Source organism: Streptomyces sp. NPDC055078 (genome assembly GCF_053607985.1).
This window is the reverse complement of the sequence record NZ_JBSGUP010000021.1, coordinates 1-23,069: the sequence shown is the minus strand read 5'-3', so window position 1 is coordinate 23,069 and position 23,069 is coordinate 1. Positions and strand designations below refer to the sequence as shown.

General features: G+C 70.5%; 41 protein-coding genes. 3 read left to right on the top strand and 38 right to left on the bottom strand.

Annotated features, from left to right (window positions below):
• Window positions 1-54: 54 nt before the first annotated feature.
• The 38 genes from ACWF94_RS03690 to ACWF94_RS03505 all read right to left on the bottom strand — a co-directional run bounded on the left by ACWF94_RS03690 (window position 55) and on the right by ACWF94_RS03505 (window position 20,322).
• Window positions 55-1,338, bottom strand: coding sequence for a PBSX family phage terminase large subunit (locus tag ACWF94_RS03690; protein WP_453484315.1), 1,284 nt, complete (start codon window positions 1,336-1,338; stop codon window positions 55-57).
• Entirely contained in the window at window positions 1,328-1,855 is a 528-nt protein-coding gene (locus tag ACWF94_RS03685) for a helix-turn-helix domain-containing protein (protein WP_453484314.1), read from the bottom strand. Before ACWF94_RS03685 ends, ACWF94_RS03690 begins: the two co-directional genes overlap by 11 nt.
• Window positions 1,856-1,906: 51 nt before the next feature.
• Entirely contained in the window at window positions 1,907-2,164 is a 258-nt protein-coding gene (locus tag ACWF94_RS03680) for a hypothetical protein (protein WP_453484312.1), read from the bottom strand.
• Between the two features lie 655 nt (window positions 2,165-2,819).
• The gene (locus ACWF94_RS03675) at window positions 2,820-3,329 is read right to left on the bottom strand and encodes a hypothetical protein (protein WP_453484311.1); all 510 of its coding nucleotides are present in this window, start codon (window positions 3,327-3,329) and stop codon (window positions 2,820-2,822) included.
• Window positions 3,326-3,481 (bottom strand): hypothetical protein, encoded by a 156-nt coding sequence (locus ACWF94_RS03670; protein ID WP_453484309.1) that lies wholly within the window; start codon window positions 3,479-3,481, stop codon window positions 3,326-3,328. The genes ACWF94_RS03675 and ACWF94_RS03670 overlap by 4 nt, the downstream gene beginning before the upstream one ends.
• Entirely contained in the window at window positions 3,481-4,308 is an 828-nt protein-coding gene (locus ACWF94_RS03665) for a protein transporter Sec31 (RefSeq protein ID WP_453484307.1), read from the bottom strand. The genes ACWF94_RS03670 and ACWF94_RS03665 overlap by 1 nt, the downstream gene beginning before the upstream one ends.
• Before the next feature lie 237 nt (window positions 4,309-4,545).
• Window positions 4,546-5,244, bottom strand: a complete 699-nt coding sequence (locus ACWF94_RS03660; protein ID WP_453484305.1) for a hypothetical protein — start codon at window positions 5,242-5,244, stop codon at window positions 4,546-4,548.
• A 99-nt stretch (window positions 5,245-5,343) separates the two neighbouring features.
• On the bottom strand, window positions 5,344-5,610 hold the full coding sequence (locus ACWF94_RS03655) for a hypothetical protein (protein ID WP_453484303.1): 267 nt from the start codon (window positions 5,608-5,610) through the stop codon (window positions 5,344-5,346).
• Window positions 5,610-6,512, bottom strand: a complete 903-nt coding sequence (locus tag ACWF94_RS03650) for a hypothetical protein (RefSeq protein WP_453484302.1) — start codon at window positions 6,510-6,512, stop codon at window positions 5,610-5,612. Before ACWF94_RS03650 ends, ACWF94_RS03655 begins: the two co-directional genes overlap by 1 nt.
• Window positions 6,509-6,820: a hypothetical protein gene (locus ACWF94_RS03645; protein ID WP_453484301.1), complete on the bottom strand. Its 312-nt coding sequence runs from the start codon at window positions 6,818-6,820 to the stop codon at window positions 6,509-6,511. The genes ACWF94_RS03650 and ACWF94_RS03645 overlap by 4 nt, the downstream gene beginning before the upstream one ends.
• Window positions 6,817-7,128 (bottom strand): hypothetical protein, encoded by a 312-nt coding sequence (locus ACWF94_RS03640; RefSeq protein ID WP_453484300.1) that lies wholly within the window; start codon window positions 7,126-7,128, stop codon window positions 6,817-6,819. The genes ACWF94_RS03645 and ACWF94_RS03640 overlap by 4 nt, the downstream gene beginning before the upstream one ends.
• Window positions 7,125-7,496: a hypothetical protein gene (locus ACWF94_RS03635; RefSeq protein ID WP_453484299.1), complete on the bottom strand. Its 372-nt coding sequence runs from the start codon at window positions 7,494-7,496 to the stop codon at window positions 7,125-7,127. The genes ACWF94_RS03640 and ACWF94_RS03635 overlap by 4 nt, the downstream gene beginning before the upstream one ends.
• Window positions 7,493-7,636, bottom strand: a complete 144-nt coding sequence (locus ACWF94_RS03630; RefSeq protein WP_453484298.1) for a hypothetical protein — start codon at window positions 7,634-7,636, stop codon at window positions 7,493-7,495. The genes ACWF94_RS03635 and ACWF94_RS03630 overlap by 4 nt, the downstream gene beginning before the upstream one ends.
• 37 nt (window positions 7,637-7,673) lie before the next feature.
• Window positions 7,674-7,943 (bottom strand): hypothetical protein, encoded by a 270-nt coding sequence (locus tag ACWF94_RS03625; RefSeq protein ID WP_453484297.1) that lies wholly within the window; start codon window positions 7,941-7,943, stop codon window positions 7,674-7,676.
• Window positions 7,940-8,119, bottom strand: a complete 180-nt coding sequence (locus ACWF94_RS03620) for a zinc finger domain-containing protein (protein WP_453484295.1) — start codon at window positions 8,117-8,119, stop codon at window positions 7,940-7,942. The genes ACWF94_RS03625 and ACWF94_RS03620 overlap by 4 nt, the downstream gene beginning before the upstream one ends.
• A gap of 208 nt (window positions 8,120-8,327) precedes the next feature.
• On the bottom strand, window positions 8,328-8,657 hold the full coding sequence (locus tag ACWF94_RS03615; protein ID WP_453484293.1) for a hypothetical protein: 330 nt from the start codon (window positions 8,655-8,657) through the stop codon (window positions 8,328-8,330).
• 58 nt (window positions 8,658-8,715) lie between these two features.
• On the bottom strand, window positions 8,716-9,435 hold the full coding sequence (locus tag ACWF94_RS03610) for an ATP-binding protein (RefSeq protein WP_453484291.1): 720 nt from the start codon (window positions 9,433-9,435) through the stop codon (window positions 8,716-8,718).
• A gap of 2 nt (window positions 9,436-9,437) precedes the next feature.
• The gene (locus tag ACWF94_RS03605; protein WP_453484290.1) at window positions 9,438-10,334 is read right to left on the bottom strand and encodes a helix-turn-helix domain-containing protein; all 897 of its coding nucleotides are present in this window, start codon (window positions 10,332-10,334) and stop codon (window positions 9,438-9,440) included.
• Window positions 10,335-10,481: 147 nt separating this feature from the next.
• Window positions 10,482-11,294, bottom strand: a complete 813-nt coding sequence (locus ACWF94_RS03600) for a DNA polymerase III subunit beta family protein (RefSeq protein ID WP_453484288.1) — start codon at window positions 11,292-11,294, stop codon at window positions 10,482-10,484.
• On the bottom strand, window positions 11,291-11,521 hold the full coding sequence (locus ACWF94_RS03595; RefSeq protein ID WP_453484286.1) for a hypothetical protein: 231 nt from the start codon (window positions 11,519-11,521) through the stop codon (window positions 11,291-11,293). Before ACWF94_RS03595 ends, ACWF94_RS03600 begins: the two co-directional genes overlap by 4 nt.
• Entirely contained in the window at window positions 11,518-11,973 is a 456-nt protein-coding gene (locus tag ACWF94_RS03590) for a hypothetical protein (RefSeq protein ID WP_453484285.1), read from the bottom strand. Before ACWF94_RS03590 ends, ACWF94_RS03595 begins: the two co-directional genes overlap by 4 nt.
• Window positions 11,970-12,698 (bottom strand): exonuclease domain-containing protein, encoded by a 729-nt coding sequence (locus ACWF94_RS03585; RefSeq protein ID WP_453484283.1) that lies wholly within the window; start codon window positions 12,696-12,698, stop codon window positions 11,970-11,972. The genes ACWF94_RS03590 and ACWF94_RS03585 overlap by 4 nt, the downstream gene beginning before the upstream one ends.
• Window positions 12,695-13,474 carry an ERF family protein gene (locus ACWF94_RS03580; RefSeq protein WP_453484281.1) on the bottom strand — a complete coding sequence of 260 codons (780 nt, stop codon included), beginning with the start codon at window positions 13,472-13,474 and terminating at the stop codon, window positions 12,695-12,697. Before ACWF94_RS03580 ends, ACWF94_RS03585 begins: the two co-directional genes overlap by 4 nt.
• Before the next feature lie 2 nt (window positions 13,475-13,476).
• Window positions 13,477-14,514 (bottom strand): YqaJ viral recombinase family nuclease, encoded by a 1,038-nt coding sequence (locus ACWF94_RS03575; RefSeq protein ID WP_453484279.1) that lies wholly within the window; start codon window positions 14,512-14,514, stop codon window positions 13,477-13,479.
• Entirely contained in the window at window positions 14,511-14,882 is a 372-nt protein-coding gene (locus ACWF94_RS03570) for a hypothetical protein (RefSeq protein WP_453484277.1), read from the bottom strand. The genes ACWF94_RS03575 and ACWF94_RS03570 overlap by 4 nt, the downstream gene beginning before the upstream one ends.
• Window positions 14,879-15,487, bottom strand: a complete 609-nt coding sequence (locus tag ACWF94_RS03565) for a hypothetical protein (RefSeq protein WP_453484275.1) — start codon at window positions 15,485-15,487, stop codon at window positions 14,879-14,881. Before ACWF94_RS03565 ends, ACWF94_RS03570 begins: the two co-directional genes overlap by 4 nt.
• Window positions 15,484-16,065, bottom strand: a complete 582-nt coding sequence (locus ACWF94_RS03560; RefSeq protein ID WP_453484274.1) for a hypothetical protein — start codon at window positions 16,063-16,065, stop codon at window positions 15,484-15,486. The genes ACWF94_RS03565 and ACWF94_RS03560 overlap by 4 nt, the downstream gene beginning before the upstream one ends.
• Window positions 16,062-16,622 (bottom strand): hypothetical protein, encoded by a 561-nt coding sequence (locus ACWF94_RS03555; RefSeq protein WP_453484272.1) that lies wholly within the window; start codon window positions 16,620-16,622, stop codon window positions 16,062-16,064. The genes ACWF94_RS03560 and ACWF94_RS03555 overlap by 4 nt, the downstream gene beginning before the upstream one ends.
• Window positions 16,619-16,807, bottom strand: coding sequence for a hypothetical protein (locus ACWF94_RS03550; protein ID WP_453484271.1), 189 nt, complete (start codon window positions 16,805-16,807; stop codon window positions 16,619-16,621). The genes ACWF94_RS03555 and ACWF94_RS03550 overlap by 4 nt, the downstream gene beginning before the upstream one ends.
• Window positions 16,800-17,201, bottom strand: coding sequence for a hypothetical protein (locus ACWF94_RS03545; RefSeq protein WP_453484269.1), 402 nt, complete (start codon window positions 17,199-17,201; stop codon window positions 16,800-16,802). The genes ACWF94_RS03550 and ACWF94_RS03545 overlap by 8 nt, the downstream gene beginning before the upstream one ends.
• Complete coding sequence (locus tag ACWF94_RS03540) at window positions 17,194-17,451, bottom strand: hypothetical protein (RefSeq protein ID WP_453484268.1); 258 nt, start codon at window positions 17,449-17,451, stop codon at window positions 17,194-17,196. The genes ACWF94_RS03545 and ACWF94_RS03540 overlap by 8 nt, the downstream gene beginning before the upstream one ends.
• Window positions 17,448-17,711, bottom strand: coding sequence for a hypothetical protein (locus ACWF94_RS03535; RefSeq protein ID WP_453484266.1), 264 nt, complete (start codon window positions 17,709-17,711; stop codon window positions 17,448-17,450). The genes ACWF94_RS03540 and ACWF94_RS03535 overlap by 4 nt, the downstream gene beginning before the upstream one ends.
• Window positions 17,708-18,409: a hypothetical protein gene (locus ACWF94_RS03530; protein WP_453484264.1), complete on the bottom strand. Its 702-nt coding sequence runs from the start codon at window positions 18,407-18,409 to the stop codon at window positions 17,708-17,710. Before ACWF94_RS03530 ends, ACWF94_RS03535 begins: the two co-directional genes overlap by 4 nt.
• Window positions 18,410-18,474: 65 nt before the next feature.
• Entirely contained in the window at window positions 18,475-18,693 is a 219-nt protein-coding gene (locus tag ACWF94_RS03525; RefSeq protein WP_453484262.1) for a hypothetical protein, read from the bottom strand.
• On the bottom strand, window positions 18,690-18,905 hold the full coding sequence (locus ACWF94_RS03520; RefSeq protein WP_453484261.1) for a hypothetical protein: 216 nt from the start codon (window positions 18,903-18,905) through the stop codon (window positions 18,690-18,692). Before ACWF94_RS03520 ends, ACWF94_RS03525 begins: the two co-directional genes overlap by 4 nt.
• Before the next feature lie 17 nt (window positions 18,906-18,922).
• Window positions 18,923-19,789 carry a hypothetical protein gene (locus ACWF94_RS03515; protein WP_453484260.1) on the bottom strand — a complete coding sequence of 289 codons (867 nt, stop codon included), beginning with the start codon at window positions 19,787-19,789 and terminating at the stop codon, window positions 18,923-18,925.
• Window positions 19,790-19,882: 93 nt separating this feature from the next.
• Window positions 19,883-20,137 (bottom strand): hypothetical protein, encoded by a 255-nt coding sequence (locus tag ACWF94_RS03510; RefSeq protein ID WP_453484258.1) that lies wholly within the window; start codon window positions 20,135-20,137, stop codon window positions 19,883-19,885.
• Window positions 20,134-20,322 (bottom strand): helix-turn-helix domain-containing protein, encoded by a 189-nt coding sequence (locus ACWF94_RS03505; protein ID WP_453484256.1) that lies wholly within the window; start codon window positions 20,320-20,322, stop codon window positions 20,134-20,136. The genes ACWF94_RS03510 and ACWF94_RS03505 overlap by 4 nt, the downstream gene beginning before the upstream one ends.
• Before the next feature lie 224 nt (window positions 20,323-20,546).
• Here ACWF94_RS03505 and ACWF94_RS03500 point away from each other — a divergent pair, with 224 nt between their 5' ends.
• The 3 genes from ACWF94_RS03500 to ACWF94_RS03490 all read left to right on the top strand — a co-directional run bounded on the left by ACWF94_RS03500 (window position 20,547) and on the right by ACWF94_RS03490 (window position 22,916).
• On the top strand, window positions 20,547-21,077 hold the full coding sequence (locus ACWF94_RS03500; protein ID WP_453484254.1) for a helix-turn-helix domain-containing protein: 531 nt from the start codon (window positions 20,547-20,549) through the stop codon (window positions 21,075-21,077).
• Between the two features lie 111 nt (window positions 21,078-21,188).
• A complete protein-coding gene (locus tag ACWF94_RS03495; RefSeq protein WP_453484252.1) occupies window positions 21,189-21,605 on the top strand; it encodes a hypothetical protein in 417 nt (138 codons plus the stop codon).
• Window positions 21,606-22,916 carry a hypothetical protein gene (locus ACWF94_RS03490; protein ID WP_453484250.1) on the top strand — a complete coding sequence of 437 codons (1,311 nt, stop codon included), beginning with the start codon at window positions 21,606-21,608 and terminating at the stop codon, window positions 22,914-22,916.
• Window positions 22,917-23,069: the final 153 nt, after the last annotated feature.

Here is a 23,069-nt window from a genome sequence, read left to right as displayed (position 1 = left end):
GGGGTCTGTCTTCGGTTGTTCCTCAAGTATCCCATGAGTCACCGGCATTGAGCATCATGCGGCCACCTCCAGGAGGGTCGGGATGTGGGGCCGCCACAGGGCCTCCGTCGTACGGACCCCGTACCGCAGCGCGTCCGGTCCGTGGTCGTCCTGCTTGATCGGCTTGTCCTCGCCGCGCTCAGCCGCATCCTCATCCCACGCGTAGCCCGGGACTTCGCCCAGCAGCCCGGTACAGGAGCGGTGAATGCGCAGGCGGTCGGCGGCGAACAGGGAGCAGAGGGTGCGGATGCCGTCGAGGACCGAGTTGTCGGCCGGGGTGACGCCGGAGACTCCATCGCGGTGCAGTTGCTCGATGAACGACGCCGCGCTCGGGTCGACCACGGTCCACTCCGGCCGGACGCCGATGAGGTTGGTCTGCGGGTGGGCGAGACCGGCGAGCCAGCGGCGCCGCGCGGCCGAGTACTCGGCATCGGTCATCTGGCGCAGCGCGGTGCGGGAGGTGTGCCGGTACTCGGAGACGACGTAGAGGCGCTGGTCGGTGCCGAGGCCGATGGCGAGGTCGACGAAGTCGTTGACGGTGCCGTAGTCGATGCTGTCGCACAGCCAGCGGGCGATCGGCGGGACGTCATCGACGATGTGGCGGGTCTCGTCGAACATGTCGAACACGGCGCCGGACGCGAGGCACCAGTCGCCGAGGATGAACCGCCGGTACCAGAGGCCGGTGTACTGGCGTTTCAGGCGGGCGACCATCCCCGGGTCGAGGCTGGGGTTGTCGTCGAGGGTGAAGTGCCAGTGCGTCAACCCGACGTGGTCGGCGCGGAGGATGAACTCTTTGCGGAGCCAGTGGAACGGCCCGTCGGGGTTCGTCGTGGCGAGGAGGCGGCTCCGGTCGCCGACGCGGAGCCGGGACAGCAGCATCATCCAGAACGCGTGCGGAACGAGGGTGGCTTCGTCGACGTAGGCGAGGGCGATCGTCGCTCCCCGGATCCGGCCCTCGGCGCGCGCGTCCGAGGCTCCGATGAGGTGGACGGTGCGGCCGAGGATGGTCGCGGTGGTGGAGCCGGTGGTGTGGTGCACCTGCTTGGCGATCGGGCCGAACAGGTGCGTGGACTGGAGCGGGTCGATCAGGTTCCGCTCGATCGTTTGCAGCGTGCGGCCGACAATGACGATCAGGCCATGGTCAGGCGCGACGATGAGCGCGAGCAGGAACGCCAGCAGGCTGGCGATCGTCTTGCCGCTGGACACCGCCCCCGACCAGAGTGCTAGGGGCGCGTCCCGGGCCTCGACGATGCTGGTGATCTGCTTCCGGGACAGCGGCAGGGGCAGGTCACGGAGCATCACCCGCCCCCTCGGTCATGGCGTGGTACGCCGCGGTGAGGCCGGCGGCGAGCTGGCCGAGCATGCTGGTGGCGTCGTCGACTCCGTTGTTGGTGTCGAGGGCTTCGAGCTTGCCGACGGCGGTGACGGCGGTGCTGACGCTGGTGATCAGGGCCCGGCGGTCGAGGGCGGGAAGCCTGTCGACGGTGTACGTGACGGCCGTTCCGGAGGAGACCTCGACCAGGGTGTACGGGCCGCGCTGTTTGAGGTAGGCGAGGTCGTCTTCGGCGACGTCGTAGAGGCCGGCCAGGATCGCGGCGCGGCGCGCTTTGCCGTCGATGACGCGGGCCTGGGTGGCGACGGCGGTGGCGGTGCGGTCGAAGGACAGGCCGAGTTCCTCGGCGAGGACGCTGATGGTGCGTGGGGAGCGCTTGAGCTCCCGGGCGATGGCGTTCCTCCCGAGGCCGTCGGCGTGGAGTCGGCGGATGGCGTCGCGGTCGGCGTCGGTGACGGGGCGGGTGTGCTGGTTGGCTCCCACGGGGTCACCTCCGGGCATGAAGAAACCCCCGCGGGCGGCGGGGGTTGGGGGTTACTGCTGGGGTGGCTGCTGCCAGCCGTGCGGGGGTGTCTGTCCTGGTGGCCCGTACTGGCCTGGCGGTGGTTGCTGGGGGCCGTAGTAGGGCGGGGGCTGGTAGCCCTGCTGGGGAGGCGGCGCCCATTGCTGCTGGGGCGGCATGGCCTGCGGGGGTGGCTGGTAGACCGGGACGGTGGTGGTCGTTTTGCGTCCCATCATGGCGGCGATGGGCCAGCCGGTGATCGCCCAGATTCCGCAGGTGCAGATGGTCAAGATCACGTGAAGCGTGTGGTTCGCGCCGCGTTTCTGCACGTAGCGCTGCTGGTGACTCATGGTTCCCCCCAGGAGTTTTGGGGGCATCGTGGCACGCGCGTGGTGGGTTGTGTAAGGGGAATGCAAAAAGCCCACCGTGTGGGGTGGGCTTCTGTTTCCGGGCACGCCAAATCTGGGGCCCACTGTAGACGAGACGTTCCGTTTCTTCAAGGCGCGCGGGGTGGGTGCGCATGGGTGAGCCCCTGCCGGTGGGGGTGGTCCGGCAGGGGCTCGGTCGGGGGTGTCAGTGGCCGCAGTTGGGTTTTGTCCACCAGCCGCAGCGGGCGCAGTAGATCACCGGTCGGTCACCTCCCGCGCGGGGTGTGGGTGGTGCGGGTGCCGGGTGGGTAGACGATGACCCCTGCTCCGGCCCCTACCGTTCTGACCTGCACGTCTGTGTTGGCGGTAGGGGTGCTCGGTGGGGGAGGGGAGTGGTCCGCTGCATGGGGCACGGATCGCCGGGCGGCGCGCCAGAGGGCTGCGGTGCCGACCGCCCAGACGGTGAGGATCCCGGCCTCTGGGGAGGCGGCGAACACGGCCGCGAGCACTGCCCCGACGGCCACCAGGGCGACGCATCCGCCTGCCGCACGGCTCGGCCTCGGCCCGTCTACGGTGCTCATCCGATCGCTCCGTAGACGACGCCGCCGAGCCAGTTCGCTGCCTGCGCCAGGGGCACGGCGGCGAACCCGGCGACGCCGGAGCTGGTGCCGAGAGTGATGCCGCACCAGGTGCCACAGATCAGCTCTGAGCGGTTCCGGGAGCGCTTCACCGCGGCCACCATGCCGACGGTGAGGAGGAGGACGACGGCGCTCCCGGTCTGGGTGAGCGGGAGGTAGGCGATCGCTGCTCCGGTCTGGCCGATGACGCCGCCGACACCCCAGACGAGGGCGACGTCGCCGAGCCAGGAGGTGATGGCGAGGGTGGTGCCGACGGCCCAGCCGATGAGTCCGGCGGTGGTGAGGGTGGCGAGGGCGCCATACGCCCACGCGGCCAGGAACGGCGCGAGCGCGCTGATGTGGCGGAGCGCGTCCTTGCGGAGTGCTTTCAGTCCAGGCCACCAGGTGATGGCCTGGCGGATGGCGAGGGCGAGGCCGATGGTGACGCCGCCGAGGGTGACGATGGTCATGAGGGGTCCCAGAGGGTGGCGACGAGCGCCATGAGGGTGAGCATGAGGGCGACGGTCCCGAGGAGGGGCGGGATGTCGTGGGCCGCGATGGCGGCGAGACCGAGCAGCGCTGCGAGGGCTGCGAACGCGAACAGCAGGCCGATGACCGGCATCACGAGGTCCGGCGGAACGCTCGCGTGTACCGGGCCACGGTCTCCTCGGACGCGGACGGGTCCGCGGTCGTCCGGACGTAGCGGAGGATGGCGTCCGGATCGGTGATCCCGGAGGCCAGCGCCGTGCGGACGGCCTCGCGGGCGGACGGCCGGATGGGGCTGACGACCGGGTGCGGATGCGTGTCCGCTGGGGTGTCCGTCGTGTCCGGGAGGGTGTCCGTCCCGGTGGCGAGGGCGGCGGCCTCGGCTGCCACCTGCCCTTCGGCCCGGCCGAGTTCGCGCCGGACGGCGACCATCGCGAGGCGCCCGCCGGCCTCGGCTCGCTGCGCGTCGACCCACTGCTGGGTGCGGGAGTCCAGCGGCTTGGCGTGATGCGCCATCACGACGGTCCACCCGGCCTTGGCGATGCCGGAGACGGCAGCTCCGACGATCCCGATGACGAGCCATCCGGCGAGCCATCCGTGCGCGGCAACAGCGGCCATGGCGATCAGGAGCGCCAGGTGTCCGGCGCGGCGCGGGAGTGCGGCCCGGGCGGTGTCGTAGCGGGCGAGCCATTCGAGGGCCATGCACATGATCCACAGCAGATCGAAGACCACGGCCGCGGCGTAGGCGGCGGGGACGATCACGATGCGGGTGAGGAGGTCGCCGATGCTGGCGGTCGACCAGATCACGGAGGCGGTGACGAGGACACCGGCCACGGCGGTGACGGCGGTGAGGACGGTGCGGTCCCAGTCGCGCGGGGGGACGGGGAGGTGGACGGTGTACGGCTCGTCCACGAGTTCGGTGCGGCCGTCGATGGTGTGCGGGATGCGGCGGGTGCGGATCACTGCGCGGGTGCGCGGACCTGCACCGCTAAAGTGCGGCGTAGCCATGGGAGGTCGTATCTCCTGTGGTCAGGACCCCGGCCGGAGCTGCAATCTCCGTGTCCGGGGTCCGTTGCGTTATGGGGTTGTGGTGCGCTTCCGGGCCGCTGCAATCAGCCGTAGTTGCGCGAGCAGCATCCTAGCGGACATGCCAAGCGGGCGGTATCCGGACGGGGTTGGGGTGTCCGGACATGGTGTCCGTCAGGCGGCGCTCACCGTGTCCCTGGTGGTCCACACCTGTCCGCACTGTCCGCAGATCGCGGTCGGGGAGGTCCCGGCGCCGCCGTGGATGGTGAGCTGCCCTCCACACGGGCAGGGTTGCGCGAGCCGGGCGGTGCGCTCCCCGGTGTCGAGGACCTGCTCGATGCGCTCGGCAGCCCCGCGGGCGACGGCGCCGATGTGCTGACGCCGGGTGTCGGTGAGACGGCGGAACGGCCCGGGGCGGCCTTCGACGCGGGCGAGGAGCCACAGCGCGGTGTACGGGGCGCGGGGGGTGTTGCCGCGGAACCGCCAGCGGCGGGGGTCGGCCACGTCGGCGCGGGCTGCGGTCTCGCGGCGGGCCCGGTCGGCGGCCGGCCATTCCCCCCCGGGGAACGGGATGGGTTCGATCTGTACGTCGGCGGCGACGATGTCGGCGCATGCGGCGAGGGCGGCCTCGATGGCGCGCATGGTGTCGTGCACGGCGAGGCGGATCGGCACGGGCCGGACGCCGATCTGCTCGGGGGAGCGTTCCAGGGCTCGGAGGACGTGGGCGTCTTCGGCGTCGGCGGCCTCGATGGCGGCGAGGTAGGTGCGTAGGCCGGCGGGGGGCCATGAGTGCTGGGTGGGTGTGCCGAGGGCGTCGGTGAGGTCTGGCCAGGTGAGAACGATTTGGCGGAGGTGGGTGGCGGTGGTGGTCATCGGTGCTCCGTGGTGCGTGGGGCGGGTACGGTGATCAGCACCTGGGGGGCGTGCCTGGTCTGGGGAGATCGCGGGCGCGCCCCTGCTGCATGTGCGGGGTCAGGCCGGGTCGTACGTCGCGGCGAAGATGTCCGGCTTGCAGGGGTAGAACTCGCCCTTCACACCTTTGATGATCCAGTCCCCGGGCTCGGCCCGCATGGTCCCTTCGAGGGTGTCGATTTCGATGACCATCGGGCCGCCGGTGTAGATCTTCTCCGGATGCGGGACTGCTCGTCCTCCGCACCAGTAGGCGGCCTGGTATGGGGTGATGTCGTTCGTGAGCCGAATCGCTTCGATCTCGATGGGCTTCTTGCGGAACTTCGGCATCAGTTGTCCTTGGGCTGGTCGAGGGCTTGGATGGTGGGGCAGGGCCAGGGGGCGGCGTCGACTCCGGTGCAGTGGGCGCAGTCGCCGAGGCCGTAGTCGTGGTGGAGTCGGCGGACGCGTTCGAGGGCGGCTTCGGCCTGCTCGGCGCGGTCGCGCATGGTGACCCAGTCGCGGCGCAGGCGGTCGGCTTCGCTCTCGGCTCGGTCGCCTCGCTCCTGCCATGCGTACCGCTCGGCGGCCATCTCCTGCCGCTGGGCGAGGAGGCGGCGGCTGGTCTCCTCCTCGGCGGCGAGGCGGGCGCGTAGGGCGTCCAGCTGCGTGTCGGTGATGGTGGACGCGGTCAGGCGGGCGGCGTCGGCGGGCGGGTGCTCGGCTTCGTACCGCCGCTTCGCCGCCCGCACGACCTCGGCGAAGTACGTCCGGTCCTCCTCGTTCATCTCGCCCGTGCCCCGGACGGAGATGGTCTCGCCGTCGACTTCGATGGGTCGGCAGGTGTCGGCGGCGTGGAGTTGGTCGAGTTCGGCCTCGGCGCGGGCGAGGCGGTCGGTGCTCGGGTCGGGTGTGGTGTCGCCCGAATGGATGGTGATGGTGTGGCCGGTGGCCGCAGCGATGGCGCGCAGCAGGTCCGGCGCGGCGGCGGGGAGGACCCTGCTGGCGGTGGACTCGATGAGGCTGCGGTCCTCGGCGCGGATCAGGGCGTACGGGGCGCTCCCGTAGTGCGTGTGCTTGCTGACGATGAGGCGGTCTCCGTCGTCGTCGGTGTGGAAGTACGGGAGGGCGATCTCGGCCTCGGCGGTGGACTCCTCGTCGGCGTCGGCGGGCGGGGTCGGGTATGCGAGGGGGCAGTTGTGGGCGGTGCTGTGCCCGCAGGCGCAGGTGAGGCGGACGCGGGTGTGAGTCACCGGCTGCTCCCTTCGGTCGGGCGGTGGCGGGCGATGTGTTCGGGCATCTGGGATGCCGACTCGCCGACCCTCTGGCTCAACAGATCTGCGCCGCAGTCCCAGCAGATGCCGCCGTCGGTCAGGTCGTCTGTGGTGACCTCGTGGAAGTCGGCGTACCTGCTGGCGGGGGCGGGTTTGTGGTGGAGGCAGTGGTGGAGTCGGCCCCGGTTCTGGCGGTAGCCGACGATTCCGGTGGCGGCAAGGCGCTGGGCCTCGTGGTCGGGGATGAGTTCCGTGGCGCCGCGCCATTCGGTGGTGGGCTCGCTCATCGTCGGCTCCAGGAGATCGGCGTGGGAGGTGCTGCCTCGTCGCCGCGCGCTTGGCGGACCGCTTCCCTGACCGCGTCGGTGCCGCGCGCCGTGGTGGCCGTCGGCTCGGGGTAGATCGGGTCGGGGCGGGCGGTGCCGGCGTCGGTGTGGATGGGTGCGTCGGCGGGCTTGGCGCACACGCAGGTGTTGCTGCGGTACGCCTGCGTGAACGGGTGCGGGTGCCGCCAGCATTCGAGGTGGAGGCCGCATCGGCAGTTCCCGGCGTTGCTGCCGGGGTCGCGGTCGTACTCGTGGATATCGCCGGTCATCGGCTCGGCTCCTCGGTGGCAGCGCGCTTCATGATCTGGATGCCGTCAGCGTGGTCGTGTACGGCGCGGACGATCTGGTCGTGCCAGGACTGGAGGCTCCGATGGCTCTTCGTCAGAGCAGCGAGCTCACGGCGGGCGTCGTCCAGTTGCTCCTGGATGGTCTTGCACGTGCACTGGTCTACGTCGGGGTTGACCACTCGGTTCATGCAGCCGGGGATGAGGAAGCGTCCGCCGTGGCCGTCGTCGTGCCAGTGGCAGGGTCGGGATTCTGGCGGAAGGCCCTGTTCGGCACGAATGCGGTCGGCTTTTTCCTGGAGGGTCTCGGTGTCGTAGGCGTGATCGTGGGCCTGTCCACGGCGCGGGCTCATCGGCTCGGCTCCTCGCACTCGTGCTCGCTGTCTAGGACGAGGCCGTCGTCCTCGTTCCACCAGCCGTCGCCGGACGCTCCGCAGGCGCCGCATTCCCACCGTCCGGCGAGGCTGATGCCTGCGTATCCGCTCGTGCTCATCGGGTCGACTCCTCGGTCGTGGTGGTGGTGCTGGTGGTCAGCTGTTGGGCCACAGGAAGATCGCGGGTACGGCCTCGGGCGGGGCCGGGTCCCAGTCCTGGCGCGGGTTGGCGGCGCGGTGATCGTCGGTGGCGTACCAGTCGCCGCTGTACTCGCTGTGCGCGACGTACAGGGCGTCGTCCATCGTGAAGAGCGGGCTGTACTCGTTGCCTTCGGCGTCGCGGGACATCACGACGGGGGTGTCGTCGGGCAGGTGGGCGAGTTCCGCGAGCTGCTGGCGGAGTTCGGCGAGGGTCATCGCGCTCATCGGGTGGGCTCCTCGGTGGTGTTGTCGCGCTGGTCGTAGAGCTCTGCACGCTCGGGATGGACGCCCTTCATGCGCTGGCCTCGCTTGCCGTAGCACCAGGCGCCGGGGACACTGCCGCAGGCGGGGCAGGCGACGGCCAGCTCGGGCTTGTGGATGGTGGGTTCGCGGCGGGCCATGTGGCGGGCTCCTGACGGTGGTTGAGTGCTGTGGTGTTTGGTGGGGCTGTGTGGGCGCGTGCGGGGCTCGGGGGCTGTGCGGCGGGACTCGGGTCGGGCGAGGCGGCGTTCGGCCGCTGGCGGGCCCGCCAGCGGTACCAAGCGGCGCACGCCAGCGGCCCGCCGCCCACGGCGAAGAAGATGCTGAGCATGGTCGCGGCGATACCGATCACGACGGGCCGGGGTCCGGGGTAGCTCCGCCCTGCTGTTCGAAGGTGCACAGGTTGTGTCCTGCTTCCTTCTGGCACTGGAGGCCGTAGCCGTCGAACTCCGAGTCGGGGCACTGCTGCCACGTCTCGGGGCCGACCAGTCCGGCGGCGGTGCGGATCGCGGCGATCACCTCGGGCACCCGGTCAGGGGTGACGTGGACGATGCCGTGCGGGTCGGCGACGATCGCGACGGCGGGGACCTCGGTGCCGTCCTGGTCGGAGAGCGCCGGGCTGATGTCGAGGGTGTCGCCGTCGTGGTCGGTGTAGCGGTAGAAGCCGGGCGGGGGCATTGGGGTCTCCATTCGTGTGGCCGGCCGGAACCGGATGGGCGGGGAGCGGGGTCGGTGTTCAGCGGGCGGTTCGGCGGCGGTCGGTGCCGGTCATGGCGACGACGGTGGTGTCCTCGGCGAGGCGGGAGACGATCCGTTCGCCGAGGGCGGTCGCGAGGTCGGGTCGTCCGGGGGCGCTGGCAGGGAGGTTGCTGGTGTAGATGCTTGGCCTGCAGGCGTTGTAGCGCTCGTTGATGAGGCGGTAGGTGATCTCTTCGGTCCACTCGCTGCTCTTCGCCGAGCCGAGGTCGTCGAGGAGGAGCAGGGGCACCCTGCACAGTCGGCGGAGTTCTTCTTCGGTGCCGCGGTCGGAGCCTTTGGGGCGGAGGCGGCCGTACATGTCGGCGGCGGTGATTGCGGTGATCTCGTAGACGGTCGGGCCGGTGGTGGCGATGCGGCGGAGGGCGCCGTATGCCTGGTGGGTTTTGCCGGTGCCGGTGGTGCCGGTGAGGAGGAGGTTCCCGGCGCCCTCCGGGTCGGTGGCGACGCGGTCGGCCCAGGCTTGGATGTCGGGGCGGGTGGCGTGGGCGTGGCGGTAGCGGGGTGGGGTGGCGGTGGTCCACCGGTTGAGGGCCCATTGGGCGCGGCGCTGGCGGTGGTATTCGGGGTGGCCGGGCTGGTCGGGTGAGGGGGCGTCGGTGATGGGGCCGGGGGTGATGTCGGCGAGGCCGCGTTGGGCGAGTCCGGCGCGGAGTCGGGCCATGGCGGCGGCGTTGTCGAGGTGGACGGGCTCACTCATGGTCAGAATCCGTTCTCGTAGACGGAGTGGTCGGTCGGGTTGGTCCACGGCTGGTATCCGCCGGGCTCCGTGGGGCGCCGCTGGCGCTCGGACGCCCACTTCGCGCTGCGGCGCATCCACTTCTGCCACTCGGCGGGCCAGTTGTTCCGGCGGCGGCCGTCGGCGCGGTGGTGGTCGACGAACTGGGCGGTCTCGAAGTCGATGTCGAGGGCGGGGCCGAAGGTGTCGACTGCCCATCGCCGCATCGCGTCCGTGAGGGCGAACCCGTCGTCGTCGATGGGGGCGCTGGGCGCGCGCCTCTCAGGGCCCCCGCTTTCCCCTTCTTCCTCAGCCACGGGGGTTCTTGGTGGTTCTACTGGTGGTTGATTGATGGTTAGGGCGGCGTTGAGTGCGTGACGTCCGGACGCAGAATCCGTGACGTCACGCATTTCAAGTGCGTGACGTCCGGACGCAGAGTGCGTGACGTCCCCCTCGGTCACGGACGCAGAATCCGTGACCGTCACGGACGCAGAATCCGTGACACGCTTCGAGCGCGACCGGCGCTTCCGCTCGGCTGCCGCCTGCCGCTCGTCCTCCTCGGCCCGCTCCAGATCCGCCCAATCCGACTCGGGCCGCTTCAGGTGGAGAGCCAGCTGCCAGACCGTCCGGCCGCTCGTCTCACCCGTCGCCTTGATCAGATTTCCGTCTTCGAGACGGCGGAGAGCCCGCTGCACCGTCCGCCGGTCGTACCCGGTCCGGTACTGGAGCCGGAGCACCGACGGGTGAGCACCGCCACCGGACTTGTGGGCGTGCTCGGCGAGCGCCTGAAGCACACCACGAGCGGTGGTGTCGGGCTTGCCCCGGTCAGTGAGCAGCATGGGAGCGTCGTCCATGGCCCACTTGACTGCCTCGGTACTCAACGGTCCTTCTCTCGGTCGTACGGGCGGTGCGGTGGTGCGTGTCTGGGTGGTGGAACGTCAACTGGCGGAATCTGTTACACCCCCCGGCGGGTCGTCGTCCGGGGCGGGGCTCGGGGCCGGCCGCCCCGGACGGAGCAGCGGGGGCGGTCAGGCGGTGGACGGCTGGATCGGGCCGTACCTCTCGATGACCTCGGCGAGGGTGTGCTCGTCTCCGTCGAGGCCGGGGATCTGCATCAGCGGCTCGCCGCCGAGGTCATGGGCGGCGTACTCCCACGGGTCGCCGTCCTGGTCGATCCATCGGATGTCGAGCCGGTACGTCTGCCCGTCGACCACGGTGGTCGGGGTGAGGCAGCGGGCCCACTGGGCGATGAGTTCGTCCCGGGTCGCGTCGCGGGGCCGGGCGGGCATCTGCATGCCGATGAAGCCGCCCGCGTCGTCGATCAGGATGAGAGGCATGTCGGGGCCGGTCTGCCAGGCGCTGAGCGCTGTGGCGGCTTGCTCCCATCGGGCGAGGTACTCGGTGGTGAACCCGGTCAGCGGCACGGGCTGCTGCTCGGCAGCGAACTGGTCGCGCAGGAGCCTGCGCCAGTCGGGGAACGCGCCGTACGTGCTGTCCTCCGTGTCGACGCGGATCTGCCCTGTGCTGCTGGCGAGGTTCAACCGGGTCCGCTCGCCGTCGTGGTCGGCACTCAGCGAGATGGTCACGGTGTCCTCGTTCTCCAGCCACGTGGTCACGGCGGGCACGTCTCCGGCGGGGAGGGCGGCCTGCCAGTCGGCCTCGGCGACGATGGGGGTGCGGGTGACGGCGAGGGTGTAGCGGTCGGTGGCAGCGGCGAAGAGGTGCCCGCCTCGCGCCTCAAGGCGGACGGCGTTCAGGACCGGCAGGGTGTCGTCGGTGCTCATGTGCGGGGTGACCTGCTTGAGCATGCGGTGCAGGTCGTGTGCGGTGATGCTGGTCATGCGAGGTGTCCGTTCTGGTGGTAGGCGTCGGCTGCGTCGGCGGCCTGCTGAGCGAGCGCCTGCTCGGCGCAGACCTTGTGCGCGGGCTTCCGCTTCGAGTCGCGGAGGTGGGTGAGGCCGGGGCAGTAGCGGCACTGCTTCGCGGTCCAGGACCAGTGGTCGGGGTGGCGCCAGTCGAGGAGCCCGCCCGGCGGTGGCGGGGGCTGGGGGCGCGGACGGGCGGTCACGGCGGGCCGCCGAAGATCGCCGCGTACAGCGCCTTGGTGCGCTCCCGCATTGGCCGGTCCTCCAGGTGGTCCGGCGCCACGCAGCCGGGCCGCCCGCATCCGGGGCGGACTTTGCCCACCGGGTCGCGGCCGTGCCGGAGACGGAACGCGACCCGGTAGGCGCTGCGGCAGATCCCGGCGATGCGGATCAGCGGGACGCCGTGGGCGTTGCGGTGGCCGGTCCAGGCGAGGTGCCCGCCGCGGACGCGCCGGGTCCGGGCGTGGAACACGGCCTCCGCGGTGGCGGGCCGGGTGCCGCCTCGGGCGCGGGGGATGCCGAGTGCTGTGCGGGCGCGGGCTGCGGTGGTGGGGTCTACGCCGAGGCGGGCGGCCAGGGCGTGCCAGCCGTAGCGGCCCCCGGCCGTGGCCGGGAGGCTGCTCATCCCGGCCACGGGGGCGGTGGGGGCGGTCACCGGGCCGCCTCGCGCTGCTGCGGGATCAGCGGCCAGTCGGTGCGCACCGTCGCGGCCCGGTGCTCCTTGCCGGGCGTCGTCGCGAAGTGGTCGCGCAGCCCTTCGGCCTGCTCGCGAGCCCAGGTGATCTGCTGGTCGTGGAGCTCGTCAAGGAATCCCTGGCCGACCTCCGCGTACTGCTGGGCGATGCGCCAGGCGACCCGGCATGCGGCGATGGCGTCGGCGTCTGCGGAGTGCGCCTTGTCGAGCCGGACGCCGTAGTGGGCGCACAGGTTTTCGAGCTTCCGGCTGCCGCTCCGGTACGGGTCGACGCGCTTGTCGAGGACGTACGGGTCCACCACGCGGAGCTGGTCCCCGACGATGTCGGTCAGGGGCTGGACGTTGTGGCGGCGTGCCTCCCGGTCGAGCATCGTGAGGTCGAACGCGGCGTTCATCGCCACGATGGGGACGCCGTCCCGGGCGACCTGGGCGAGCGCGGCGACGACCTGCTCCACGACCTCGGCGGCCGGGCGGCCGTCGGCGCGGGCGCGCTCGGTCGTGATGCCGTGGATCTTCGCCGCGCCCTTCGGGATTTCCACCCCGGGGTCGGCGAGCCATGTCGCCGAGGCGGTGGGCTGCTTGCCGCCGCACTGGACGACGCAGGCGGTGACAATGCGGTCCTGTTCGACGTCGACGCCGGTGCTCTCCAGGTCGAATCCGGCGAGGCGGCCGAGGTGCCAGCTCACGAGCCACCCCCGGTGCGCTCGCCGTAGACCCGGCGCCCGAGGTTGTCGAGGGTCTCCTCGTCGCCGGTCTCGTTCGTGACCTTCCGGCCGAGCATCCGCAGATTGCCCAGCTCGTAGCTGATCTGCTGCAACCGTCCCGGTGACGTCTTCGGGTCGAGGATCTCGTCGCGGTACGACTCTGCGGACCGGGCGGGTGCGTCGTTGCCGCGCTCGATGCGGTCCGCGTCCGGGTCCTTGTCGTGCGTCGGCGTCAGCCCGAACGACAGCAGCAGCGTCCGCAGAGCGACGGACTGCGCCTTCGTGGTGCTCTTGTCCGCGGTGTCGAGCGCCTCGCCGCGGGTCTCTAGGGTGAGCGCGTCACCCATCGGCCCCATGATCGTCCAGCGCGTGAGGACGGAGCACTCGCGCATCTTGCCGCCCTTGGCGGTGGGCTTCTCGCCGTACTCCGCGAGGACCTCGGTCGACAGGATGTTGATGCCGTGCTTGAGCGTGACCGGGCCGAAGACGTTCACCACGGTGTCGACGCCGCGGAAGTTGAACCTGGCGCTACCAGGGGCGTTGTACTCCTCACGCTTGCCGATGGCACGGATTTCCTTGCGGACGCGGAGCCAGGCGATGTGGACGGGCACCATCTCGGGGTCGCCGTCGCCGGGTTCGTAGTCCGCCATCGGGTCCGGCCCCGGGGCCGCGGGCTCAGCCTCGGCCGCTCCGTCGGGCCGCTCGTCGGCGGTCAGCTCGCGGCCGGCGGCTGCGGCTGCTTTCTCTCGCAGTCCCATAGTCAGATCCCCTTGAAGGTCTTGGCGATGTCGAGGCGCTCGCCCGGCTTGCTGGTCACGCAGGCGGCGTACGCCTCCGGCCAGCGCTCGGCGAGGAGTTCGAGGTCGATGGCCGGGCGCCCCGCGGTGGGCTCCAGCGAGTAGGCGCGCTCCCCGCCGACGAGGGCGGACTGCGCCGTGCCGAGGGCGGCCAGCAGCCGGGCCTTCGCGGCGGCCTTGCCCTTCTTCGCTGCGGACTCGGCGGCCTGCTCGCGGGCGTAGTCCGCCAGGGCGTCCAGCGCGTCGTCGTGGCGGTCGACGTCGACCGCTCCGGTCCGGGTCGGGTGCATCCGCCGGAACATGGACACGAGAGCGTCGCCGTCGCCGGTGAGCGGCGGGGGCACGGCGGCGCGGACGTGGTCGAACCAGAACCGGTCGACCGCGGCCTCGATGTCGGCGGTGACGTCCTGGTACTGGTCGGCGCGCACGGTGCCCTGGTGATATTCGTTGCCGCCGATCAGCACCGCGTAGTGCATGTGCTCGTAGCCGCACACGCTGATCTGGTGGAGCATCTGCGCGAGGACATCGTCCGGCGGCCCGGCGTGCCACTGCGCGCTCTTGAACGCGCTGCGGGTCTTGACCTCCAGCGCGCACGGAACGCGCTCATCCTCGGCGAGCGGGCACTCGGTGACCCGCCGGTCGAGGGTGGTCATCCGGTGCGGGTGATCATGATGGGCGACCAGACCGATCCGGCGGACCACCGACCGGTTGCGCATGGCCCAGTGCCGGGCCACCGGCTCCTCGTGGACGGTGCCCCAGAACGCTGCCTCGCCCGCGTCGTCGGGGAGTTCGCCGCGCTTGTCGAGGTAGACGTGGGTGGGGGTGCGGTGCTCGTTGACGCCGAGGATGGCGGGGACGTCCGAGGAGCCGATGCCGAAGGTCCGGGCGTGGAGCCAGTCGGCGCGGTCGGCGTCGGCACCGAGGATGAGGCGGCCGGTGGGGGTGACCCTGCGGCCGGCGGCCGGGGCGGTTGCCGCCCCGGCCTGCACGGTGGTGGTCATACGGCGGCCTCCCGGCGGCGCGCGTTCCGCGCGGCGCACTGTGCCGAGTGCGCTTCGGCGCACGGGGCGCAGCGGCAGCCGTAGTTTTTGTAGGTGGAGGGCTTGCCGTGTCCGGCGCGGTCTGCTGCGGCCGGGTCCTGTGCGCGGCGTGCGCGCCAGGTGCGGCAGTAGATGCGGCAGGCGTCGCAGCGGCAGCCCTTGGCGTAGGTGGCGTGGTGGCCGTGTCCGTGGTCGACAGGCGGTCGGCCGCTTCGGCGCTTCGGGGGCTGGGGCAGGATGCCGAGCGTGGCGAGGAGGTCTCGGCAGTCGGCGGCGCTGGTGGCGTGGGCGGCGACGGTGCGTCGGGCCCGGTCGATGTCGGCGCTCATGCGGCATCGTCTCCGGTGGCGTCGGGCGCGGTGCCCGGGCCGGTGGCGGTGGCCTCGTCGGCCATGCGGCGGAGGGTGCGCGCGGCCCATTCCGCACCGCGCTGTACCGGCTCGGGGAACGGCTGGCTGGCGCTGATCAGGTCGGCGGCCTCGGCGAGCACTGCGGCGCGGGTTGGCTCCGGGTTCAGCCAGCGGCCGACCTTGGCCCGGTCCTCGCGGTCCAGCAGGAGGGCTACCGGACGGCCGTCTTCGGCGATGCAGCCGACGACGAGGACTGGCTCCTCTTCGATCGCGGGTTCGGTCGCGGTGTCGAAGCGGTCGACGATCAGCGGCTCGTCGTCGGGGAGGGTGGCGGTGTTGTTGGCGCGGACGGCACCCCGGGAGATCTTCGATGCCAGGCCGTCGATGGCGTCGGCCTGGAGCGCGTGCTGCCGTGATCTGGTCGACCGGTACTGGAGGGCTTTCTTGCCGAGCCAGGCGATGATCTCGGCGTCCCGCTCGGCCCGTACCTCGGCCAGGCGCTGCCGGAACTCGTTCAGCGTCCACGGGGCGGTCCCGGCCTCGGCGTGGCCGTACTCGTCGATCAGGTCGTCGCGGGCGCTCACCGGGCACCCCCAGCCGGGGCGGCGTGGGCGGGCGTGGCGCGGTGGTTGCGGCTGTACCGGTAGGAGAGGCGGGGCGCCCTGCTCTCAAGCCATTCGATCGGCCCGTGGCACCGCCGCAAAGGCTTGTGGTACCACTCCCGGCGCATCGCCAGCCTTCCGCAGCCGGGGCAGGCGACCATCGGGCCGAACGGGGCACCGAGCATGCTGCCCTGCTCGTGCGTGTCGGCACGGCGGACAATGAGGGAGCCGTCGATCGCCTGCTCGCCGTCGAGGTCCGGATAGTCGCCGTCGCTCCAGTACTTCAGGGCTTCGTCCTCGGTCGCCCCGGGGGCTTTGATCACGTAGATGCTGGTGACCTCGACAGCGATCGGCCACTGCATCTCGTCAAGGCCCCAGGCCCCGGCGCGCTCTGCGGCGGCCTCGATCAGTTCGGCGACGGCCGGGTCCGGCTCGGCACCCACGGGCCGGGGGTAGCGGGTACCGAAGTAGTCGTGGTCACCGGCGTGCCCGAGATCGAGCTGGCAGTCGCGGGTGCTGTGGTTCTCGCCCTCGTTGAAGAGGGGCTCGTCGCACCTCATGCGGCACCCCCGGTGGTGTCGCCCTCGGCGATCCGGCGCAGTTGCTCGATGCCGTCGCGCTGCTGGATCAGGTCGATCGCAGCGGCGTACTCGGGGAATCCGGCGGCGAGCCGGGCGCTGTTCGCAGGGTCGGCCAGGTTCCAGGCGGCGAGCAGCCCGGCGGTGAAGCTGCCAGCGGGGTAGCCGCCGTTGCCGTGCATGTGCCACAGGACGTGCGCGGCGACCTCGGGGGTGACGACCGGCTCGGGCTGCTGCTGCGCGACAGCGGCAGCGTCGGCGTTCAGCAGCGCGACCAGATACGCGGCCACCGGTACCGCGTACGTCTCGATGTGCGGCCAGGGGCAGCAGTCGTAGACGCCGTGCTCGTTGCGGATCGGGCCACCGGGGTAGTCGGTGATCATGTGCAGGTTGCCCGGCTCGGCGGTGCATACGGGGGCGATCCCGTCCGGTGACTCGCTGTCGGTGAAGATCACCCGCCACGCGACGGGGGCATCGGGCATTTCGGCGACGGCGGCGCGGGCCTTGTCCAGCGCGGCGGTCAGGTCTCGTGCAGTCATGCGGCGGCCCTCCTGGGCGCGGTGGTGGGGTGGCCGTCTGCGGCGAGCGCCTGCTCGCGGGCGGCGGGGGTGGGGGTTGCGCGCCAGCGGTTCGGGTCGGCGTACCCGTCCTCGCCCATGGCGGCGTCGTGCGCGTCGGCCATCGCGTCGGCCGGGTCGATGGTGTAGTCGGCGCGGTCACGCATCGCTGTCACCACCCGTCTGTGCGGCGAGGGCCGCCTGGCGCTCGGCTGCGATCCGTTCGCCGCGACCGCCCGGGTTCGGCAGGAACTCGCCGCCCGCGCCCTCGATCGCGTCGATCGACTTCCAGATCACCGAGTCGTCCATCACGGTCCGCAGAACGTCGGCACCGACCGTCCAGTCCGTGACAGCCGCCATCGCACGGACCGCAGCCGTCAGGGCGTCACGGGTGGTGAACTCGGCCAGCGTGGCGCCCGAGTGGTGGATCAGCCGCCACGAGTCGCCGACGGGAAACAGGTCGTAGGCGAACAGTCCGGGCGTCTCGGTTTCGTGCGCGGTGGTCGTCAGCGTGCCGCCCGCTCCGAGGCCGAGGCTGATCTTCATGGTCCTGTCACTCACCGGACGCACCGTCCTTGGTCGGCATGTGCGTCAGCGGGTACCAGGCGTCCAGCACCAGGCTGTTGATGTCCGCAGCGATCGCGGCGTTGGCCGCCTGCTCGACGGTCGCGGCAACCAGGGCGAGCGTCGCGTGCACCTGCGCCATGGCGGCCTCGTGCATCGCCTCGGGTGTGGCCCCGTCCTGCTGGCGTTGCCAGTCAGAGGCACGCAGCCGCTCCTCCGCTGCGCGGTAGTGCTCGGGCCCGTTCATGAGTCCCCCAGGTCGTACTCGTCGTGGCGGTCGTCTTCGTTGCGGCAGCGCGTCGAGCACCACGTGCCACCAGGCGGGATGAGGATCGGGCAGCACACGCACGTCGTCAGCGGCTCGGGCGACGGCGCGGGCACCGGGGTGATGACCTGCTGCTCGTGACGCAGCAGGCGGCCGAGGTACGCGATCGGGTTGTGGTCGATCACCACCACGAGGGCGACCAGCAGGGCCACGGCTACGGCCGGGTACACGACGGCGCTCACGACGACCCACCGCCCTTGCGTGCGGTCCGGCGGGCCCGCATCCGGGCCAGGATCTGCACATCAGACGGGGCCTGCCAGGAGTGCATCCCGGCGTCCCGGTGCCACCGGCGCCCGTGCTCCCGCTCCGGGATCCCGCACACGCCGCAGCCGTACGGCTCCGCCAGACCGCCCCCCGAGGCGAGCAGGGTGGCGCGGAGCCGGGCCGGGGCCACCGCAGGCGGCACCTGGTCCACGGAGGCCCCGGCCCGGACCTCGGCCACCAGCCGGGCCGGACCCGCCGCCAACGGCTCCAACACCGCGATCCGCGCCCGCAACCGGTCGACCTCGGCCAACAGCTCCGGCACCGCCTCATGCCATTCCGCAATCGCCACGGCGATGAGTCCGGCCCAGTCCGGGAGGGTCGCCAACACCGTCCCGGACTCCACATGCGTGACCGTGCAGTACGCAGGCTCGCCCGGGTCGTCCGGATCGATCCCCTCGATGCGCCACGCGCCCCGGTACCAGTCGCCCAGGTCGCACTCACGGATGTCCTGCAACCGCTCCGACGACAACCCGTCCCCCGGGCCCGCATGCCCCAACGGCACCGGCAGAGCACCCCGGACCGCCACCGCCTCAGCGATCTCCGCCGCCACCTCCGGCGACAACAGCAACCCCGCGTCCTCCAGCGCCTGAGCCGCCGACACCTGCGGCGAGTCCACGACCCCCCGCTCCCACGCAGCCCGGACCACCGCAGCCGCCCGCGCCACCCGACGCGCCGACGCACTCACGACGCACCGCCGACCGGGCTCATCGCGCCGACCACCGGCACCAGGTCGGCTTCCTTCGCCCACACCCAGCGAGCGATCTTCGCCGGGTCCAGATGCGCCGGAACAAACAACCGGCCACCCTCAGCGTCGACACCGGCCAGACGCCAGCGCCTCCCGTCCTCCGACACGAACAACTCGACCTCGACCTCGACCGAGGCGCTCGGGATACTCGTCACCGGACCTCACCGCCCTTGGCGTCCTCGGCGTCGAGGGCGGCCAGGAGATCGCGGAGGACGTAGTCGAGGGCGGCGGCGGCGCTGAGCATCTCGGTGTGGTCGTGAATGTTCGCGGATGCGCGCTCGGCGAGGACCTTGCGGGCGGTCTTCCGGGCGATGTCGACCGGCGGCACCCAGCTCCGGGCGTCGCGCTCCGGGTCGTGCAGGGGCATGTGGCTCCTCGGCGTTGTCATGCCACACCGCCCAGCTCACCCTGAACCGGGAACTGGTCCGCGTAGTACCGGACCCACGTCTCCTCGAACACCGGCCGATGCCGCTCACACCACGCGTACGTCTCCCGCACGCTCCCGTTCGGAAGATCCGTCTGCCGCTTCCCCGGCTTCTCCCCGTGCTCCGCCTCCCACAGAGACGCCGCCCGCCGGCCGAACCAGGACTGCACCGACTCGACCTCGCGCCGCTTCAGCCCCTTCCCCTTCAGGAAGTCCGGCACGTACAGCGGCACATCCAGCGGATCGACGTCCGGCTCCTCACCGAGCGCCTTGGCCGCGACGAGACGGGCCTTGGCCTCCAGCCACGCTGAGTCGACGATTCCCTCGGCGACCTTCAGCACCCGCATCCGGGCCTCGGCGAGCGCCAGCTTCTCGACCGCCTCGGACCGCTGCGCTTCGGTCGCGGACTCCTCGACCTCCAGCAGATACGTCCGCACCCGGCGGGCGACGTCCGACTCGGTCAGGAGCTGGCCGACATTGAGGATCGCGCGGCGGGTGAAGAGACGCAGGGAGTTGATGTTGATCGGCAGAGGGTCAGACTGACCCTCTGCGGCGCGCTTGAACTCGCGAAGGTCGGATCCGGTCAGCTTGCGCATGCCGTTCTCGGACAGCTCTTCGCTGTTGCGCCGGACGACGCTCTTGATGGCCTCGACGTCCACCTCGTAGTACGAGGCGACGATCTCCGTCGTGGCGTGGATCCCGTCCGGGAGCAGTGCCAGCGCCTTCACCTTGTCGAGTACCTCGACACGGCCAGCGGTCTGAGCCCGCATCGTGCGGGACTCCGTCAGTACCAGCTCACCAGGCTGGTCGGGCATGATGGGAGACACGAGGTCCCCTTCCTCTTTATGGGATTCGATGGGTGGATCTCGCAGGGGTCGCCGTACGGACCTGCACGTCCGGGCGGCCCCGACCTATGCGGGTCAGGCGGCGCGGCGGCCGGCCTGAAGCGGCACAACGGCGGTGCGCTCGTTCTCGCGACGGATGTCGTCGAGCGTGAAAGTGATCCGGCCGCAGTCGTTGTGGTGGATCACCTCGCGCCGGTAGCACTTCTCCTTCAGGACTCGCGCGCTCTTGTACGGCAGCCAGCGCTTGGCGATGACCTCTTCCGGGGTCCAGCGGCGCAGCTCGTCCTCGTCCTCAGCAATGGGCTCTATGGGCGTGGCCTTGGCGGTCACGTCTGCTCCTTGTGGGTGATGGCTTCTGTGGGTACGTCGAGCGCCGTTGCGACCTCACGGACTCGGGTGGAAGCCGACTCGGTGATGAGCCCCCTCTCTAGTCGGGAGAGGTAGCCCCGGTTCAAGCCGGTCTTCTGCTGAAGGGCACGCAGGCTCATGTTTTGAGCTGTACGGATGGCCCTCATGGCTGGTCCGTTCGGTCTCACGCTCAGAAACTACCCGCGCTATCGCTACGCTTGCAAGTCATATGCCTACGTTTTGAGCAATGATTTTGAGCATGTGGGGGGTGGTAGTGGCGATTGGATGCGTGTGATGCAACCCTGCGGGCCTAGGTTCGACGCGAATTCGCTGGTCAAAGCGCAAGGGATACGCTTTTGGGTTGCACGGCCATGCGGCATGATGGGTGCCCATGGACCAGGACATGGAGCGACTGGGGGCAGCGCTGAAGGCGTCCCGCCGAGCGCGTCGGCCGCAGATGACGCAAGAGGGTACGGCGACGCTCCTGGGAGTCAGCCGTGCGACGGTGCAGAACATCGAGCGCGGCACCGGCCCGACCAAGCCGAACGCCACGGTGCGTGAGTACGCTCAGCTACTCGGCTGGACCCCCGACTCCGTTGACCGTGTACTGGCCGGTGGCGAACCTGTCCTGCGGCATCAGGAGCCAGAAGAAGCGCCCCGCCCCAAAGCGGTGGCGCAGGCCACCCCCGAACTGCCGGCCGTGCTCCGTGCCGAGCTGGCCGAGGGGCAGATCCTGGCTCATGGTGTGTACGACCTGACTGAGGACGGGTCGAGCCGGATGGTGGTGGTGGCGATGGGCCCGGAGGGCGCCACCGCAGAAGAGATCACGGAGTTCGCGCACGCGTGGCGTCAACGCCAGCGCGGGCTAAGGCAGTTGGAATCCGGCGAAGAAGGTCACGACGAACAAGGCAACCCTAAGTAGGTGGCTGATGCATCATCAATTGCGTACAGCATCTGCACATGTTGATACTTCTGTGGTTGCATATTCCGATCAGCGCGAGGGGGCCGCCACTCGTAGCCATGTGAGGGACTGATGCGCGTTTCCGTCGTGCGTAGCCACACAATCCCGTCCGGCACAATCGGACTGGAAGATCGATACGAAACCGACCCGGAAACGGGCGTCCGATCTGTCGTCGAAATCATCCTGACATTCAACGACGACGATCTACCCGAAGAGACCGTGGAAGAACTGAGCGCAGTGCTCACCGTCGAGGGCCAGCGGTGGGTCGAGGTCCAGTCCACGACCTACAGCCGTGATGACCTGCCGAAGCCCCCACACATACAGGTGCGGCGAGTCCCCGGCCTGCCCTGCCGAGTCATCCTTGACGACGACCTCGACGACGTGATCGTCCTCTTCCACGACAAAGCGATCAAGGAACCCGGCGCTCGCGCCTATGAGGACTTCCTCATCCGGAGATCAGCGACCTGGATCCGCAAGGAAGGGGCGTGAATGGCCTACGGTGAAAGGGTCTACAAGGTCAAGAACGGCAAGCAGACCAAGCAATTCACTTGGCGTTGCCGCTACAAGAAGCCCGACGGCACGGGATCAGAGCCAGGATTCCCCACCAAGAAGACCGCCGAGGACTGGGGAAATGAACAGGAAGCCGCCATACGGGCGGGCACATGGATTGATCCCGACCTCATGCGAATGCCCTTCGGGAAGTTCGCGCGGAAGTTCATGGAAGCGCGCCAGAAGCGAGGCCGCACGGTCGACACCCGGTGGCGGAACCTGGAGAAGTACATCCTCCCGAAGTGGGAGACCACGCCTCTGATATCGATCAACTGGTTCGACGTCGACTCATGGCAGCTCACCCTCCCCTGCGACAAGGTCACCGCCGGCCACTGCGTCTCCCTGATGTCGACCATCCTCACGGCCGCCGTCGACGCCCGGCACCTGCCGGTGAATCCGCTCGTCGGCCGCCGTCGCTCGCAGGGCATCGTCACGGAGCCGACTGCCAAGCCGCAGACGAGGAAGGCGGTCGAGGACCGGTGGCACACCGCCGAGTCGGTGCTGCGCGTCGCCGAGCGACTCGGTCCGGCGAAGGGGCTGCACGTCATCACCACGGCCTGGACGGGCCTGTGCTGGGGCGAGGGAGTCGGACTGCACCGAGACCGGGCGCTGCTCACCCGGAGGCAGGAGCATGACGGAGGGTGGTACGAGTGCCCGATCCTCCGTATCGACCAGGAGGTCGCTGAGTACGAGCAGCGCGGCGAGGATGGGAAGAAGTTGGGCACTGTGCTCCAGCTGGAGCCGGTGAAGACGGAATGGCGGGTGCGGGACCTGGACTTGGCGCCGTTCCTTGCCCGGCTCTGGCGGTACCACCTCGCTGACTGGACGCACCCGTACGTGCTGTCAACGCCCTCGGAGGGGAAGTGGTGGCGCCGAGGGAACTGGGGGAAGCAGCTGCGGCCGGCGGCGGACGGGCGCCCGGAGCGGCTGAAGCGGCAGGGCGTCAGTGCGCGGGAGAAGTGGGAACCGATCGCCCCGGGGATGACGATGCGGGATCTTCGGCACACGCACGACACGTGGCAGGAGCAGATCGGGGTGAAGGCTCCGCTGGCGTTCGAGCAGGCGGGGCACAAGCGGCCGGGGATCAAGGCGGTGTACCAGCACCCGACACCCACGATGCGGCAGGTGCGGCTAGAGGGTCTGCAGGAGATCTACGAGCGGGCAATGCGCAACATCGGGCTGACAACGCTGTGGGGGCGGGTCGACCTCGTGAAGCACCCGAAAGAAGATGATCTCCTAAATCCCTCCTAAACGATCACATTGGAGCCCCGTACCGATCTTGGTACGGGGCTCCGGTACTGGTCACAGCTGTGCCCCCGGCAGGATTCGAACCTGCGACACCCGCTTTAGGAGAATGGCTTTTCGAACTTCCGGGGCGATCCCCGGACCTGCGATCTGCTGGCC